13 protein-coding genes are annotated in these 16,066 nt (G+C 64.2%); 11 read left to right on the top strand and 2 right to left on the bottom strand.

Features of this window, described 5'->3' with window-relative positions; all coding sequences use genetic code 11:
- The first annotated feature begins 18 nt into the window (after positions 1-18).
- The 9 genes from AC3CBN_RS00605 to msrA all read left to right on the top strand — a co-directional run bounded on the left by AC3CBN_RS00605 (position 19) and on the right by msrA (position 7,286).
- Positions 19-1,356, top strand: coding sequence for a sigma-54-dependent transcriptional regulator (locus AC3CBN_RS00605; RefSeq protein ID WP_488634898.1), 1,338 nt, complete (start codon positions 19-21; stop codon positions 1,354-1,356).
- Positions 1,357-1,514: 158 nt separating this feature from the next.
- A complete protein-coding gene (locus AC3CBN_RS00600; RefSeq protein ID WP_488634897.1) occupies positions 1,515-1,829 on the top strand; it encodes a hypothetical protein in 315 nt (104 codons plus the stop codon).
- 28 nt (positions 1,830-1,857) lie between these two features.
- Positions 1,858-3,240, top strand: coding sequence for a sensor histidine kinase (locus AC3CBN_RS00595; RefSeq protein WP_488634896.1), 1,383 nt, complete (start codon positions 1,858-1,860; stop codon positions 3,238-3,240).
- A 68-nt stretch (positions 3,241-3,308) separates the two neighbouring features.
- A complete protein-coding gene (locus tag AC3CBN_RS00590) occupies positions 3,309-4,259 on the top strand; it encodes an SPFH domain-containing protein (RefSeq protein ID WP_488634895.1) in 951 nt (316 codons plus the stop codon).
- Between the two features lie 14 nt (positions 4,260-4,273).
- Positions 4,274-4,720 (top strand): NfeD family protein, encoded by a 447-nt coding sequence (locus AC3CBN_RS00585; protein WP_488634894.1) that lies wholly within the window; start codon positions 4,274-4,276, stop codon positions 4,718-4,720.
- Positions 4,721-4,794: 74 nt separating this feature from the next.
- Positions 4,795-5,073 (top strand): putative signal transducing protein, encoded by a 279-nt coding sequence (locus AC3CBN_RS00580; protein WP_488634893.1) that lies wholly within the window; start codon positions 4,795-4,797, stop codon positions 5,071-5,073.
- Positions 5,074-5,082: 9 nt separating this feature from the next.
- On the top strand, positions 5,083-6,012 hold the full coding sequence (locus AC3CBN_RS00575) for a DMT family transporter (RefSeq protein WP_488634892.1): 930 nt from the start codon (positions 5,083-5,085) through the stop codon (positions 6,010-6,012).
- Between the two features lie 16 nt (positions 6,013-6,028).
- A complete protein-coding gene (locus tag AC3CBN_RS00570; RefSeq protein ID WP_488636784.1) occupies positions 6,029-6,547 on the top strand; it encodes an adenine phosphoribosyltransferase in 519 nt (172 codons plus the stop codon).
- A gap of 82 nt (positions 6,548-6,629) precedes the next feature.
- Positions 6,630-7,286 (top strand): peptide-methionine (S)-S-oxide reductase MsrA, encoded by a 657-nt coding sequence (gene msrA / locus AC3CBN_RS00565; RefSeq protein ID WP_488636783.1) that lies wholly within the window; start codon positions 6,630-6,632, stop codon positions 7,284-7,286.
- 6 nt (positions 7,287-7,292) lie between these two features.
- On the opposite strand, the gene AC3CBN_RS00560 is transcribed toward msrA, so the two are convergent.
- Both AC3CBN_RS00560 and oxyR read right to left on the bottom strand, forming a co-directional pair.
- A complete protein-coding gene (locus AC3CBN_RS00560; RefSeq protein WP_488634891.1) occupies positions 7,293-7,892 on the bottom strand; it encodes a hypothetical protein in 600 nt (199 codons plus the stop codon).
- Positions 7,893-7,898: 6 nt separating this feature from the next.
- Entirely contained in the window at positions 7,899-8,843 is a 945-nt protein-coding gene (oxyR, locus tag AC3CBN_RS00555; RefSeq protein ID WP_488634890.1) for a DNA-binding transcriptional regulator OxyR, read from the bottom strand.
- A gap of 230 nt (positions 8,844-9,073) precedes the next feature.
- Between oxyR and AC3CBN_RS00550 the strand changes: the two genes are divergently transcribed.
- Entirely contained in the window at positions 9,074-11,758 is a 2,685-nt protein-coding gene (locus AC3CBN_RS00550) for a M1 family metallopeptidase (RefSeq protein WP_488634889.1), read from the top strand.
- A gap of 172 nt (positions 11,759-11,930) precedes the next feature.
- On the top strand, positions 11,931-16,052 hold the full coding sequence (locus AC3CBN_RS00545) for a hypothetical protein (protein WP_488634888.1): 4,122 nt from the start codon (positions 11,931-11,933) through the stop codon (positions 16,050-16,052).
- The last annotated feature ends 14 nt before the right edge of the window (positions 16,053-16,066 follow it).

Below are 16,066 nucleotides of genomic sequence, written 5' to 3'. Positions count from 1 at the left end.
TACATGTGCAAGCGACGAATGCGAACCGTACTGATCATCGATGACAACCCGGCCGTGGGTGAGGCGCTCTCTTTGGCGCTGTCCCTTCACGAAATCCGCCCGCTCATCGCGCTGACGCCTGAGGATGGCCTGGCGCAGCTGGAACGCGAGCGGATCGACGTGGTGATTCAGGACATGAATTTCACGGCGGATACCACCTCGGGCGAGGAGGGCATTGCGCTGTTCCGTGCCATCCGCCAGCGCCATGCCGACCTGCCAGTGATCCTGCTCACCGCGTGGACGCATCTGGAAACGGCGGTGGAACTGGTCAAGGCCGGCGCCGCCGATTATCTCGCCAAGCCGTGGGACGACGCCAAGCTGCTGGCCACGGTGGAAAACCTGCTGGAGCTTTCCGAGTCCACTCGCGAAGTGGCGCGTACGCGCAACGAGCGCCGCAAGCGCCGCGAGGACCTGCAGCGTCGCTACGACCTCGACGGCCTGGTATTTGCCTCGGAGGCGATGGCGCGCACGCTGGACCTGGCCTGCCAGGTGGCGCGCTCAGACGTGCCCGTGCTCATTACTGGCCCCAACGGCGCCGGCAAGGAGCGCATTGCCGCGATCGTGCACGCCAACTCGGCGGCCAAGCGCGGTTCGTTTATTGCCGTCAACTGTGGTGCGTTGCCCGGCGAACTGATCGAGGCCGAATTGTTCGGCGCGGAGGCCGGCGCCTATACCGGCGCAAACAAGGCGCGCGAAGGCCGTTTCGAGATGGCCGATGGCGGCACGCTGTTCCTCGACGAAATCGGCAATCTGTCGCTATCGGGTCAGGTGAAGCTGTTGCGCGTGCTGGAAACCGGTCAATTCGAGCGCCTCGGTTCGGGCCGCGCGCGGCATGTGAAGGTGCGTGTGCTCAGCGCCACCAATGCCGACCTCAAGACGATGATCCGCGCCGGCACGTTCCGCGAGGATCTTTACTATCGCCTCAACGTGATTGAAGTGAACCTGCCGCCGCTTTCCGAGCGAATCGACGACATCCTGCCGCTGGCCGAGCACTTTCTCGGTGGTCGTGCCGAGCTGGGTGACGCCGCGCGCGAATCGCTGTTGAGTTATCCGTGGCCGGGTAACGTGCGCGAACTGAAGAACGCGATCGAACGCGCCTCACTGCTGGCCAGCGATGGCCGCATCACGCCCGAGCAACTCAACCTGCCGCAAGTGGCACCGTCGGGCGTACGCAATCTGGATGAACCCAGTCGCGAAACGGTGGAAGCGGCGCTCGACAAGGCGGGTGGCGTGGTCAGTCGGGCCGCTCAGGCATTGGGTCTGTCCCGTCAGGCGCTGTACCGCCGCATGGAGCGCTACGGCCTCGCCCAGGCCTGACAGCTCTCGTACCCCCTGTGTGTGCGCCGTCGCGGCCTCATCGCTCCGCGGGCTCTTCACGCACGGGGTGCACTCGTGTCAGTGCTCCCTACCAATAGTCATGATTGCCGCCGTGCCGAAGGACGAGGATGATGTTGGCTGTGCCGATGGAATCCGTCATGCGCTATCGCCACCTGCTGCTCGTGACCACCCTGCTGTGCGCCAGTGCGGCAGCACAGAGCGTTGCGCCGCCTCCCACCGCACAGCCGAGCGATCGCTGGAGCCCGCCGCAGCCAGCACCTGCCGCGACCAGCGGCGGCGCTTATCGCGATGCCTTGAGCACGGCGGCCAGCGAGGCTCAGCACTTCAACTTCAGCGACCAGCCCGAAAAGGACAAGGCTCCGCCGGACCAGTCGCCGATTCGCGTCATCATCAACAATGGCCATGGCCCTCACGTCAATTGCGTACCGATGGGAGCCGGTGCGTGTCATTGATGCCCCATGCGATAAAGGGAATTCATTGATGCTGCGCGGCCGGATTTCGCTTGAGTCGCGCATGGTCGTGTTGCTGGTTCTGGCCGGGCTATCGGGCGCGCTGATCTATGCCGGCGTCACCCAGTGGCCGCTGCCGCAGTTGCTGGTATGGATGCGCCATGACCTGGGCATTGACCTGGGCGCGCCCGCTCACTTCGATTTCTATGGCGGACTGATCGTCTCGCTGGCGTTGCTGTTGCCGCTCGCGCTGTGGCTGGGGCATCGCGTGATGTCGCCCATTACCCGGCTGTTGCGTGCACTGGAAGGTGCCGTGGCGAGCTACCGCGACGGCGACTTCAGTTTCTCCATCGCCGCAACGCGTCGCGACGAGCTCGGCGAGTTGATCCGCATGCACAACACGCTGGGACAGACGTTGCGCGAACAGCGCCAGAATCTCGCACAACGCGAGTTGCTGCTCGACACCGTGGTGCAGAACACGCCGGTGGCGCTGGTGCTCACCGACGCCATTGGACGCGTGACCTACGCCAACATCGCCGCGCGGCACCTGTTCAACGAAGGGCGAACGCTGCACGGGCTGGACTTCATCGAGTTGCTCAGCGGGAGTCCTGAGGCGTTGCGCCGTGCGGTGGAGGGTGGCGAGGACGCCTTGCTCACAGTGGAGATGGATGGTGGTGAGGAAACCTTCCATCTTTCACAGCGCAGCTTCCGCCTGCAGGGACGCCCGCATCGCCTGCAGTTGTTCCGACGCATGACGCGCGAGTTGTCGCGGCAGGAAGTGGCGACGTGGAAGCGGGTGATTCGCGTGATCAGCCATGAACTCAACAACTCGCTGGCACCGATTTCCTCGCTGGCCCATTCGGGTGCGGAACTCGCGCGCCGCGGCGACACCACTCGGCTGCCTGGCGTGTTCGCCACCATTGGCGAGCGTGCCCGTCATCTGCATGGGTTCATTGCCGGCTACGCGAGCTTCGCCAAGCTGCCTGCGCCGCAACCGCTGGCAATTGCGTGGCAACCGTTCCTCGATGGTCTATCGCTGCATTGCAAGTTCCAGGTGCGCGGATCCATTCCCGAGCAACCGGGCTGGTTCGATGCCGGGCAGATCGAACAGGTACTGATCAACCTGATCAAGAACGCGCATGAGTCGGGCAGCGCCGATGACGAAGTCACACTGTCGCAGACGGTCATTGGCCGCGACCTGCGCATCGAGGTCGCCGATCATGGTCCAGGCATGAGCGAAACGGTGCTGGCACAGGCGTTGTTGCCGTTCTATTCGACCAAGCGCTCGGGTACCGGTCTCGGCCTGGCGCTGGCGCGAGAGATCGTGGAAGCCCATGGCGGGCGCATTGCCCTGGCCAATCGCGAAGAGGGCGGCCTGCGGGTCAGCCTTCTGCTGCCGCTGGGGCCGAAGTAGGCCGTTATCCGGGGGCGGTTGCGCTCGCCTATACTCGCTGCATCTTTCATGGATGTGGGGATTAGGCAATGGGACAGCTGTTTGCTTTGGTAGTAGTGATTGTCGTGGTGATCGTACTGGCCAAGCTGGTGCGCATCGTGCCGCAGGGCTACGAATGGACGGTGGAGCGTTTCGGAAAATACACGCGCACGCTCAGCCCTGGCCTGCATTTCCTTGTGCCCTTCATCTACAGCGTCGGGCGCCGGATCAACATGATGGAGCAGGTGCTGGAAGTCCCTTCTCAGGACGTCATCACCAAGGACAACGCCGTGGTTCGCGTGGACGGTGTGGTGTTCTACCAGGTGCTCGATGCCTCCAAGGCCGCCTATGAAGTGTCCAACCTGGAACAGGCGGCACTGGCGCTGGTGATGACCAATATCCGCACCGTGCTCGGCTCGATGGATCTGGACGAATCGCTCAGCCAGCGCGATGCGATCAACGCCAAGCTGCTGAAGGTGGTCGACGAGGCCACTCATCCCTGGGGCGTCAAGGTCAATCGCATCGAGATCAAGGACATCGCGCCGCCGCGCGACCTGGTCGATTCGATGGCCCGCCAGATGAAGGCCGAGCGCGAAAAGCGCGCCAACATCCTCGACGCCGAAGGCTTCCGTCAGGCGGCCATCCTCAAGGCCGAAGGCGAGAAGCAATCAGTGATCCTCGCTGCCGAAGGCGAAAAGGAAGCCGCCTTCCGTGCCGCCGAAGCCCGTGAGCGTTCGGCCGAGGCCGAAGCGAAGGCCACCGCGATGGTGTCCGAGGCGATCGCCAACGGCAACGTCAACGCGCTCAACTACTTCGTCGCGACCAAATACGTGGAAGCGTTGAAGGAGATGGCCCACTCGCCCAACCAGAAGATGCTGCTGCTGCCGATGGAAGCCACCGGCATCCTCGGTTCGCTCGCCGGCATTGCCGAACTGGCCAAGGAATCGCTGGGCCAGCAGCAGAGCAGCACCGTCCGGCGTTCACCGCCGCCGGTGGGTTGAGCGAGGCGACGATGATGGAAGCGTTGGCCCTGCACTATTGGTGGTGGATTCTCGCGTTGGTGCTGATCGCTATAGAAGTGATCCTGCCTGGCTATTTCATGCTGTGGATCGGCATCGCTGCCGGTGTGACCGGTTTGGTGGTGCTGGTGGCGCCGGGGCTGTCGCTGCTGGGCCAGGCCTTGGTATTCGCTGCGCTGGCGTTCCTTTCCTGCGCAGCCTATTGGTACTGGCTGCGCCCACGACTGATGCGCGACGAGCCTGGCGACGCACGACTCAATCGCCGCGGCGAGCAGAAGATCGGTCAGCGCTACGTGCTTGCCGAACCCATCGTTAATGGCCGTGGCAAGGCCAAGGTGGGCGATGGCCTGTGGCTGGTCTGCGGGCCCGATCTGCCGATAGGCAGCATGGTCGAGGTAGTGGGGGTCGATGGAACGACGTTGCTGGTGAGGGCCGCGGAGTAGTGCGTTTCTTCACCCCAGGAACACATCTGCGGCACGAACTTGCTAGCCACCCTACACAGCGTTAGCGTGACCCCATGCGCATTGCCTATCGAGCCGAAACCCTGATTGACGCCCACCTGGTGAAGGACGCGCTGGAGCGTGCCGAGATTCCGGCGTTTGTTTCGGGCGAGTACCTCACCGGCGCAGTTGGGCAGTTGCCGGCGCTGGACTATGTGGCCGTGTTGGTTCCGGAGACGAGTCTCGCGGCGGCTGAGCAAGTGGTGCGCGAAGTGGAGCGTGACCTGGTCGAGGCGCGGCTGGCCATAAGCGACCTGGATGAGGATCCGGACGCACCGCAACCCGCTTTCTGCTGAGTTTTTTGCATGAACGACATTTCCGTCGGCGCGCGGCAGCGTGCCGATCTGGCATTGACGTTGCGCGGAGCCGTCCTGCGGGTGGGTGCGGGTGCCGTGATGCTTTCCACCACCAGCATCTTCGTGACGCTGGCTCAGGTGCCGCCAACCGTATCGGCGTTCTACCGCATGCTGTTCGGCGGAATCATGCTGCTGTCGTGGACGCTGCTGCGCGGCAACTGGCGGACGGTGACACGCCGCGATGCACTCTTGCTGGTGCTGCCGGCGGCAGGCTTCGCGGCGGACCTGATCCTGTGGCATCGGAGCATTTTGTGGATCGGTCCGGGCGTAGCGACGTTGCTCGCCAATGGCCAGGTGTTCCTGATGGCGATCGTGGGCTTTCTCTTCTATCGCGAATGGCTGGGACGCTGGTTCATTCCCGGCGTGTTGATGGCCATGGTGGGCCTATGGGTGCTCGTAGGGGCGAACTGGTCGTTGTTCGATGCGCAACATCGGCTGGGGGTGTGGTTCGGCTTGATCAGTGGCGTGGCCTATACGGTGTATCTGCTCAGCTTCCGGCGCGCACTGCAGGGGCAGACGCAGCTGTCGGCGTCGCAATTTCTGGGCCTGATGAGCCTGTTGTCGGCGGCGTTGCTCGGCGTTTGGGCGTGGGGCGAGGGCGAATCGTTCGCACTGGTCACGGCGCGTAGCTGGGCATCGCTGCTTTCGCTGGCCTTTGTAGGTCAGTTGCTGGCGTGGCTGCTGATGGTGCGCTCGATGCCGCTGCTGCCGGCCTCGCTGGTGGGCCTGCTGTTGTTGCTGCAACCAGCGCTCGCTTTTGTCATGGATGTTCTGCTGTTCCATCGACCGACCACGACGCAGGACTGGTTAGGTCTGGCGCTGGCGCTCGGCGGTATCCTGTTGGGCGCACAGCGCGCTCGTGCACCCATTTCGGAGTAATTCCTTGGACACCTCGCTGCAACAGATCCAGGCATTGATTCGCGCCGTACCGGATTTCCCGAAGCCCGGCGTGGTGTTCCGCGATATCACGCCGCTACTTGCCGATGCCGGTGGCTTCGCCCGTTGCATGGACGCACTGGCCGAACCCTGGCAGGGCAGTGGTGTGCAGGCCGTGTGCGGCATCGAATCGCGCGGCTTCATCTTCGGCGCCGCGCTGGCGCAGAAGCTGCACGCGGGCTTCGTGCCACTGCGCAAGCCCAACAAGCTGCCGCCCCCGGTGGTGGCGGTGGACTATGAGCTGGAATATGGAGTCGATCGCCTGGAGGCGCGTAACGATGCGCTGCGTCCGGGCGAAAGGGTATTGATCGTCGACGACGTGCTGGCTACGGGCGGCACGTTGGCGGCGGCGCGTGCCCTGGTGGAAAAGCTGGGCGCACAGCTGGTGGGTGCCAGCGTGGTGATCGAGCTGGCGGCGTTGCAAGGACGCGCTCGCTGGCGGGAAGGTGCGCCGTTGCAGTCGCTGCTGCGTTACTGATCGCGAGACTGTGGCGCTTCGTTGATTTGCCCGTGCACGGGCGCCACATAGTTCGTATCGCAGAGTGATGGAGGTCATGCCAATGCTGGGTATTGGTGCCTACAAGCAGCGGATCCCACAACGCGAGGATGCGTTGGCGGGTCGTGATCGGCAGATCGTGCCTTCCTCCGCGCATCACGTGCTGGGGACATCATTGCAGGCTCAAGCCTTTCCTCAAGCTGCCGTCCTGGTCGTGGGCATGGGCTGTTTCTGGGGTGCCGAGCGCAAGTTCTGGAACGTGCCAGGTGTGCTGACCACGGCGGTCGGTTACGCGGGCGGCTATACACCTAATCCGACTTATGGCGAAGTCTGTTCGGGCCAGACTGGCCATGCGGAAGTGGTGCGTGTGGTGTACGACCCTGCGAAGGTAAACGTCGATACGCTGTTGCGCGTGTTCTGGGAAAACCATGATCCGACACAGGGCATGCGCCAGGGCAACGATATGGGCACGCAGTACCGCTCTGCCGTCTATGTGAACGATGTAAAGGAACTCGCGGCGGTGGAAGCTTCCGCCAAGCGCTTCCAGCAGGAGCTGAGCCGCGCTGGCTACGGCCCGATCACCACGGACATCGCACTCGCCGGCCCGTTCTATTTCGCCGAGGACGAACACCAGCAATACCTGTCCAGGAACCCAGACGGTTATTGCGGCCTGGGTGGAACAGGTGTGAGCTGTCCTATCGGCGTGATGCAGGCGGTCTGAGCCGGCCTACGGCGTCGCGGGCCCGATGTCTTCAACGTAGACCAGCTCGCAGGCACCGTTGCCGGTGTCATCGCGTGTCATCGAGGTGCGCCAACGCCAGCCGTCTGGGCGGCTGGCATCGACCAGGAAACCTTCAAGATGCACGAGCTCGCCCGGACGCACGCGTTCGAGTTCGCGGCGCACGTGATCGTCGGCCGGGATCATGTGCATGTTCGCGCTGGACCTTTCGATCTCCCGGCGCGGAATCGGGAAGTCGTCGACGTGCCAGTGATAGAAGCGGTTTTCCTGGCTGATCTGGATAGTGGCCAATACCTGGCTATCTGACATGCGGCCCCAGCCAAGGGCGAGATCGACGGGCGCAAGCGCCGCCCCCGCGTCGAGGTGATAGTCCTCGCGTGAAAGTACCCGTGCCGTGAGTTGAAATTGCGCGCGCGTGACCAGCTTGGTGTCACCACGTTGCAGCGTCGTGCCGTCATCCAGATCGACCTGAGTGGGAGCATCCGACGCCAGCACGCCCGGCGGTGGCGCGAGAGGACGATGGCGCGCCCAATGGACGGCGCCAAGGCCGGCGATCAGCAAGAGCCCGATCAGAAGGAATCGCTGCATCGGTGCTCAGCGTCCCGTGTGCTTTGCTGGTTTGGTCTCTGCCAGGTTCGGGTGCAGAAGGTCCGGCGGCAAGCTGCGGATGACATCGGTGAAATGCTTGAGGAACGTGCCCATCGATGAGCTCTTTCGCCATACCAGCGCAATGCGACGGCTGGGTGGATGGCCCGCAAATTCCAGCAGGTGCACGTTGTCGGTGCGTGTCACCGGTGGCTTGATCGCCAGCGTCGGCAGCAAGGTGATGCCCACGTTCGCCGCCACCATCTGGCGCAGCGTTTCCAGGCTGGTGGCGCGGAAGCCCGAGCGTTCGCCAGCGCCGGCCAGCTGACACACTTCCAGCGCCTGGTCGCGCATGCAGTGGCCGTCTTCCAGCAACAGCAGGCTTTCGTTTTGCAGGTCGTCCAGCTTGAGGCGCTTGTTCTTGTGCGCGAGTGGATGCGCTTCAGGCACTGCCAGCACGAAGGGTTCTTCAAACAGAAATTCTGCGTGCAGGCTGTCCTCGTGCAGAGGCAGGGCGAGGATGCCTACGTCCAGCGAACCTTCGCGCAGCATGCGGATCACCTGCTCGGTTTTTTCTTCTACCAGCAGCAGTTCAAGGCGTGGAAAACGCTTGCGCACCATCGGCACCAGATGCGGCAACAAATAGGGGCCGAGCGTGGGGAAGATACCCAGCCGCAACGTGCCGGATTCCGGATCGCGCGTGCGCTGCGCGATGGCTTTGATCTCTTCGATCTCGGAGATCACGCCTCGCGCGCGGCGAGCGATTTCGCGACCGGTTTCAGTAAGCAGCACCTTGCGAGGCGTGCGCTCCACCAGCGCCACGCCCAGTTCCTCCTCCAGCTTCTTGATCTGGGTGGACAGCGTGGGCTGGCTCACGAAGCTCGCTTCGGCGGCGCGACCGAAATGTCGGTGCTCCGCCAGGGCGACGAGGTAGTGCAGGTCACGCAGGTTCATGGGGCGACATTCCGGATAGGCTGATAGCTCATGTCAATCATAATGGTGGTAATGATCGATTTGAACAATGCTTCTGCGGGCGATGATCTGCGGCAGATGTGCATCCGCATCAATCATTTGATGGGATAGCGAGCACGCTGCGCCACCGTGCTCCATGCCTTCTGGCACTGGGTCACTAGTCATGGCAACCCTAGCGTGGAGGTTTGTTCGTCCTAGGGGAGCTTTCACGCATGCGTCGTTTTATTCGTCCACTCGCACTTACCGCTCTCGCCGCCTGTTGCGGTGCCGCCCTGGCCGCGCCGGCCGCCGATGACCAGCCTCACGGCAAGCTGCCGGGCTGGGCGCAGCCGGAGTCCTATCAGCTCGACTTCAAGGTCGATCCGCGCCAGCAGGATTTCTCCGGCACCACCGTCATCAAGGTGAAGCTGACGGAAGCGTCGGATCACTTGTGGCTGCACGGCCGCGAGCTGAAGGTGGGCAAGGTCACCGTGACCGACGCCGCCGGCAAGAAGCACGCGAGCAAGTACGTGGACGTGGCGCCGCAGGAAGGCGTGGTGCGCATCGACTTTGGCGGCAAGCTCTCGCCACAGGAGCTGATCGTCGCCATCGAGTACAGCGCGCCGCTCAACAAGCAGCTGCAGGGCCTGTACAAGGTGAGTCACGAAGGCCAGCCGTATGCGATGACGCAGATGGAGCCGATCAGCGCGCGTTACGCGTTCCCCGGCTTCGACGAGCCCGGCATCAAGACGCCGTTCGATATCCGCCTGACCATTCCGACCGACGAAGTGGGCGTGGCCAACACCAAGCAGGTGAAGGAAGAAGCTGCCGGCAAGGGCTGGAAGACCCTGACCTTTTCCACCACCAAGCCGCTGCCGACGTATCTGGTCGCGTTCGGCGTGGGTCCGTGGGACGTGGTGAAGGGGCCGGACATTTCGCCGACCCAGTATCGCGATCAGGTGCTCGAACTGCGCGGCGTTGCCGCCAAGGGCGAGGGCCATCGCATGCAGCACGTGCTGGGCGAAACGCCGAGCATCATCCATACGCTGGAGGACTACTACGGCTTCGGCTATCCGTGGGACAAGCTCGATCTGCTCGCCGCGCCGGATTTCTCCGCAGGCGCGATGGAGAACCCGGGCCTGGTCACCTTCCGCGACTGGCTGCTGCTGCTCGATCCGGATTCCCCGGCCAACTACGTGCGCGGTTCGTTCAACGTCACCGCGCATGAGCTTGCCCACCAGTGGACCGGCGACACCGTGACGCTCGCATGGTGGGACGACCTGTGGCTCAACGAAGCGTTCGCCACCTGGATGCAGCAGAAGGTGACGCAGAAGGTGCATCCGGAATACCGCGCCGATCTTGACCGCGTGCGCGGTGCGCAGGGTGCGATGAACGGCGACAGCCTGGTCACCACGCGCAAGATCCGCCAGCCGATCACCGGCAACGGCGACATCGAGACCGCGTTCGACGGCATCACGTACCAGAAGGGTGCGGCGGTGCTTGGCATGTTCGAAGGCTACGTGGGTGAAGCCACGTTCCAGAAGGGCATGCGCGTCTACATCCAGGATCACAAGTTTGGCAACGCTACCGCCGACGACCTGATCGACTCCATCGCCAAGGCTGCCGACAAGGGCAACGACTTCAAGCAGGCCTTCAAGAGTTTCCTCAACCAGCCGGGCGTGCCGTACGTGCAGACCAGGCTGGCGCAGGAAGACGGCAAGACCGTGCTGCATCTCAGCCAGAGCCGTTACCTGCCGGTGGGCAGCAAGGGCGACGACAAGCAGGTGTGGGGCGTGCCGATGTGCGTGCGCTACGGTACTGCTGACGGCAGCAAGGTGAGCTGCGAGCTGTTCGACAAGGCGGAGGGCACCATGGTGCTCAACGGTGCCAGCAAGGCGACCTGGGTGCTGCCCAACGCCAACGGTTCGGGCTACTACCGTTTTGCGATGGCCAAGGACGATCTGGCCAAGCTCGGCAAGCAGGTCGGCAAGCTCGATGACGCCGAGCAGCTCGCCTATGCCGATGCGGTGTTCTCCAGCTTCAAGCATGGCGATCTCGACGCCAGCAACGTGCTTGCCGCGCTCAAACCGCTGACTTCGTCCAAGACGCGCGAAGTCGCCACTGCGCCGCTCACCAGCTTCAACTGGATCTATCGCAACCTCGCGCAGACCGACGCGCAGCGCGCCAAGCTTGCCGCATGGGCCAAGGACGCCTACCTGCCGCGCCTCACGCAGCTGGGTTATCACCGCAAGCCAGGTGAGGCCGATAGCGATTCGCTGCTGCGCAGCACGTTGGCCGAAGAACTGGCACTGGCAGTGAAGCTGCCTGAAGTGCGCGCCGAGCTGCTGAAGCAGGGCGACGCGGCGCTCAAGCGCAATGCCGATGGTCACCTCGACCTTGGCGCTGCCGATCACGACCTGCTCGGCGCTGCGCTGGGCGTGGCTGTGCAAGAACGCGGCAAGAGCGCCGTGGACGCGCTTGTCGCCGAACTGCCGCAGACCAGCGACCCGGCCATGCGCAACGCCATGCTCGATGGCCTGAGCGAAGCGAACGATCCGGCGCTGGCCATCCAGGTGCGCAACTTCGCCCTCGACAAGAAGGTGAAGGTGGGTGAGATGGCCATGCTGCTGCGTGGCGGCCGCGACACGCGCGAGCAGCGCGATGCCTCGTGGGAATGGGCAACCACCAACTACGACAAGATCGTGGAGCGCACGGGCAGCTTCGCCGGCGGCCAGCTGCCCGGCCTGATTGGTGGTGGCGGCTGTTCGCAGGTCGAAGCCGATCGCCTCCAGGCGTTCTTCAAGACCCGCGCGAAGGACGTGACCGGCGCCGAGCGTGGCCTGGCGCAGACGACCGAATCGACCGTGCTTTGCACCGCGCTGAAGGAAAAGCAGGGCAACTCCGCGATCAGCGGCTGATCCTGCGTCATCCGACGTACGCCGGGCGGTGCGAACCGCCCGGCGTTTTTTATGGGCGATGGCCAACCCCATCCGCGAGGGGATGCCGTTTCATGGCAGGAGGGTGCTTTCCGTGGCCTTTGGTCGGCACCTACACTGGGCCGGCCCACCCAGGGTAGTCAGGGAGAAAGACATGCGTCGTCCGTGGGAATGGTTGTGCCCGCTCGTGTTGATGGTGGCGCCAGTGTTGGCGCAGGACGTACCACCGCCTTTGCGGGATTGGCAGCCATGGGTACTGCACGACGTGCCGCAGCACGCATGTCCCGTGCTTGCCACACAGGGCGGTATTGCCGAGGAACGGCAATGTGCGTGGCCGGGCCGCCTGGTGCTCGATGCCGGCAAGGACGGTGCGCGCTTCAGTCTCGATGTGCATGTGGATGCGCGCAGCTGGGTCAGTCTCCCCGGCGATGCACACAGCTGGCCGCAGCAGGTGAGCGCCGATGGCAAGCCCATTGCGGTGCTCGATCATGACGGCACACCCGCGCTGCAACTGGAACCGGGCGACTATGCCTTGCGCGGCGTGCTGCCATGGAGCAGCCGGCCAGCTCGCCTGCACGTGCCGGGTACGATCGGACTCGTCGCACTCACGCTCGATGGCAATGCCGTGAGCCGCATCGAGCGCAACGACGATCAACTCACGCTCGGCGAAGCCGCTGCCGCGCAGCGTGCCGCGGATGCACTGTCACTGCGCGTGTTCCGCCGCCTCTCCGACGGCCTGCCGGCGATGCTGGAAACTCAGCTTCAGATCAACGTCACCGGCAGCGCGCGCGAACAGCTCCTCGGCCCCGTGCTACCCAAGGGTTTTGTCGCCACGTCGCTGGAAGGCGAGCTGCCGGCGCGGCTGGAAAATGACGGTCGCCTGCGTGTGCAGTTGCGCCCTGGCCAGTGGACGCTGTCGCTGGGTGCACGCGGCACCGGTGTGCTTGAGCACATCGGTCTCAGCTTGCCCGGCGAGCCGTGGCCGAAACAGGAGATCTGGAGTTATGCCGACGATCCCTCGCTGCGCAGTACGCGCGTGCAAGGGCAAGCCACCGATGCCGGGCAGGCCGATGTGCCCGCCGCTTGGCAAGCGCTGCCGGCCTATGTGCTAGACGATGCCGAAGGGCTTGCCGTTGAACAGGGTACGCGTGGCGGAGAAGGTGGGCAGGGCGATCAGCTCACGCTGCATCGTCAGTTGTGGCTCGATTTCGATGGCCATGGTTTGAGCGCGGCGGATCGCCTCACGGGCACCCTGCGTCACAGCCAGCGGCTGGATGTTGCCACTCCGTGGCAGCTGCTCAATGCGTCGCAGGGTGGTACGCCGTTGTTGGTCACTGCGACCGGTAAGCAACAAGGCGGCGTGGAGTTGCGCGAGACCCAGGTCAACCTTTCCGCCGGATTGCGCATGCCAGAGCGCGGCATCATGCCAAGCGGTGGTTGGCAGCTGCCGCTCGAAGGCATCGACGCCACCTTGCACCTGCCCTATGGCTATCGCCTCATTGGAGCCGCTGGCGCGGACCACTCCCCCGACTCGTGGATCGCGCAATGGAGTCTGCTCGATCTTTTCGTGGTGGCGTTGATCGCCTTGCTCGCTGGCCGACTGCTTGGCTGGCCGTGGTCACTGGTGGCAGTAGGCTTCCTCGCGTTGTCGCAGCACGAGGGTGATGCACCTCGCTGGACGTTGGCTGTCGCACTGGCACTCGCTCTTTTGATGCGTGCTTTGCCGGAAGGGCGGCTTCGCGTCTTCTCGCGTATCGGTGCAGGCGCGTTGCTGGTACTGGCCGTGCTATGGACGTTGCCGTTCACGGCCACGCAGATGAACTATGCGTTGCATCCGCAACTGGAAGGTCGCGGCATGGGCGAGGCAGCATTGGCTGCCAGATTCATTCAGCCGCCGGCAGAAATGGAAGAGGATCGGTTGGCTTCCGCACCTGCGTCGGCTGTCGAGGAGGCATCGACGAATGCGGCGCCGGCGCCCGCTGCCCCTCCCGCGGATATCATCGCGGGGCGTCTGGATAAGGCCAAGGCATTGCAGCAGGTCAGGCCGATGCCGTCTCAACGCAAATTGGAGACCGTCACCGTCACGGGGACACGGATCACTGCCGCGATGACCGTAGGCCAGGAACAGGATGCGCACAGCATCATCCAGGCAGGTCGCGGCACGCCACATTGGAATACGGGCAACAACTATCGCCTGGGTTGGTCTGGCCCGGTGACAGCGGAGCAGTCCACGCGGCTGGTGATAGCACCGGCCTGGCTGGTGCGCGTGTTACGCGTATCCATGCCCGCGCTGCTGATCATGCTTTTGGGCAAACTCGCGCTTGGTCTGCTGCAACCCATGCAGCCGCACTGGCGTCGCTGGCGTTTCCAGGGCGGCGCGGCAGCGTTGCTGGCGCTCGCGCTATTGCCACATGGCGCGCACGCGCAATCCATGCCGAACGATGAGCTGCTCGCCCAGCTGCGCAACCGCCTGACCGAAGCTCCGATCTGTGCGCCCGATTGCGCATCGGTGGCGCAGGCGATGTTCCAGGTCGGTGGCGATAACGTATCGCTGGATATGGAGATCCATTCGGGTGCTTCCATCGCCGTGCCATTGCCGCAAGGTGACGGTGCGATGCAGTTGCAATCGGTGTCACTGGATGGCCGGGATGCTTCGCTGGCTCGCAAGTCCGATGCACTGCTGCTGAAACTCGACCGCGGCGTGCATCGCGTGGCATTGCGCTATCGCGTGGCATCGGTGGAAACAGCGAGCCTGCACTTTCCCCTGCATCCGCAACGCGTGACCTTCAGTGGCGATGGCTGGACGTCCGACGGACTGGACGACAATCGCCTGCTTGGCGACAGCCTTGCCTTGAATCGCGTGCGCACGTCGGACGACGGTAAAGCCATGAGTGCAGTGGCGCAGGCGTTTCCGCCGTTCGTGAAGCTCACGCGTACGCTGGAGCTGGGCACGGAATGGACGGTGCGCAACACCGTGGAACGCATCGCGCCCGTCGACGGTGGCTTCACCCTGGAGTTGCCGCTGCTGCCGGGCGAGCACCCGCTGGGCGATAACGCGCGTGTGCATGACGGCCGCATTGGCGTCACTTTCAACGCCGGCCAGAACGAAGTGAGCTGGGACAGTCGGCTTGATCGCACTGACAAGCTTGCGTTGAGCGCGCCGCCACTGGGCGAGCGCGCGGAACAATGGGTGCTGCAGTCGGCACCGATGTGGCACCTGGAGGCGCAGGGTGTGCCGGCCAGCGTCAGCGACGACGGGCTGCGCTTCCAGCCGCTGCCCGGTGAAAGCCTGAAGGTGGCCATCAGCCAGCCCAAGGCAACGGCAGGCGATAGCCTGGCTTTCGACGAAGTGACCGTGGAGAGCCGCGCTGGTGATCGCGCCACCGAAACGGAGCTGGTGCTCATGGCGCGCAGCACGCGCGGTGGCGAGCACGCCATCGGCTTGCCTGCTGGCGCGGAGCTGCTCGAAGCGCAGCGTGACGGGACGCCGCTGAGCCTGGCCATTCGCGATGGCAAGATCAGCTTGCCACTGCTGCCCGGCGCGCACCGCTATGCGTTGCGACTGCGAGAGCCGCAAGGTGTTTCGATCAGCACGCGCACGCCGGTGTTCTCACTGGATGCTCCAGCGGCAAACATCGCCTTGCGTCACGCCCTGCCAGAGAGCCGCTGGGTGCTGTGGACCTGGGGCCCGACGGCGGGACCGGCCGTGTTGTATTGGTCGCAGCTGCTCGTGCTGCTGGTCGCTGCGTGGTTGTTGTCGCACTACGCACCCACGCCGCTGCGGTTCCACCAGTGGCTGCTGCTTGGGCTGGGCTTCTCGGCGTTCGCCTGGGGTGCTTACGCGCTGGTGGTGGCGTGGTTGATCCTGTTGGGACTGCGCGCGCGGCAGGTGCTGCCGGAACGCTTCGGCACCAGCTTCAACTTGCTGCAAACAGGGCTGGCGCTGGTGACGCTGGCAGCGCTGGCGGTTTTGATCTCCGCCGTGCCGAAGGGGTTGCTTGGGCTGCCTGACATGCACGTGGCTGGCAACGATTCCACTGCGTGGCAGCTCCGCTGGTTTGCCGATCAGAGCGACAGCGTGTTGCCACAGGCGGGTGTCTTCAGTGTGTCGTTGTGGGTCTACAAGATCGCCATGCTGCTGTGGGCACTGTGGCTGGCCAATGCGTTGATCGGCTGGTTGCGCTGGGGCTTCGAGGCATGGAGCCATGGCGGCTACTGGCGACCGCGCAAACCCAAGGTAGTGGAGCCACCGCCAGTGCCCGCGGCTGCGGAGTGAAGGGAAAACGCCAC

This window comes from Dyella sp. OK584, assembly GCF_057787755.1.
Note: the sequence above shows the minus strand (reverse complement) of the source record. Positions and strands in the feature narration are given on the sequence as shown.

Coding starts and splice junctions, on each gene's coding strand:
- oxyR (WP_488634890.1), bottom strand. CDS start 8,843: ATGAACCTGCGTGACCTGCACTACCTCGTCGCCCTGGCGGAGCACCGA.
- AC3CBN_RS00550 (WP_488634889.1), top strand. CDS start 9,074: ATGCGTCGTTTTATTCGTCCACTCGCACTTACCGCTCTCGCCGCCTGT.
- AC3CBN_RS00585 (WP_488634894.1), top strand. CDS start 4,274: ATGGAAGCGTTGGCCCTGCACTATTGGTGGTGGATTCTCGCGTTGGTG.
- AC3CBN_RS00595 (WP_488634896.1), top strand. CDS start 1,858: ATGCTGCGCGGCCGGATTTCGCTTGAGTCGCGCATGGTCGTGTTGCTG.
- AC3CBN_RS00580 (WP_488634893.1), top strand. CDS start 4,795: ATGCGCATTGCCTATCGAGCCGAAACCCTGATTGACGCCCACCTGGTG.
- AC3CBN_RS00575 (WP_488634892.1), top strand. CDS start 5,083: ATGAACGACATTTCCGTCGGCGCGCGGCAGCGTGCCGATCTGGCATTG.
- AC3CBN_RS00590 (WP_488634895.1), top strand. CDS start 3,309: ATGGGACAGCTGTTTGCTTTGGTAGTAGTGATTGTCGTGGTGATCGTA.
- msrA (WP_488636783.1), top strand. CDS start 6,630: ATGCTGGGTATTGGTGCCTACAAGCAGCGGATCCCACAACGCGAGGAT.
- AC3CBN_RS00600 (WP_488634897.1), top strand. CDS start 1,515: ATGCGCTATCGCCACCTGCTGCTCGTGACCACCCTGCTGTGCGCCAGT.
- AC3CBN_RS00560 (WP_488634891.1), bottom strand. CDS start 7,892: ATGCAGCGATTCCTTCTGATCGGGCTCTTGCTGATCGCCGGCCTTGGC.
- AC3CBN_RS00545 (WP_488634888.1), top strand. CDS start 11,931: ATGCGTCGTCCGTGGGAATGGTTGTGCCCGCTCGTGTTGATGGTGGCG.
- AC3CBN_RS00605 (WP_488634898.1), top strand. CDS start 19: ATGCGAACCGTACTGATCATCGATGACAACCCGGCCGTGGGTGAGGCG.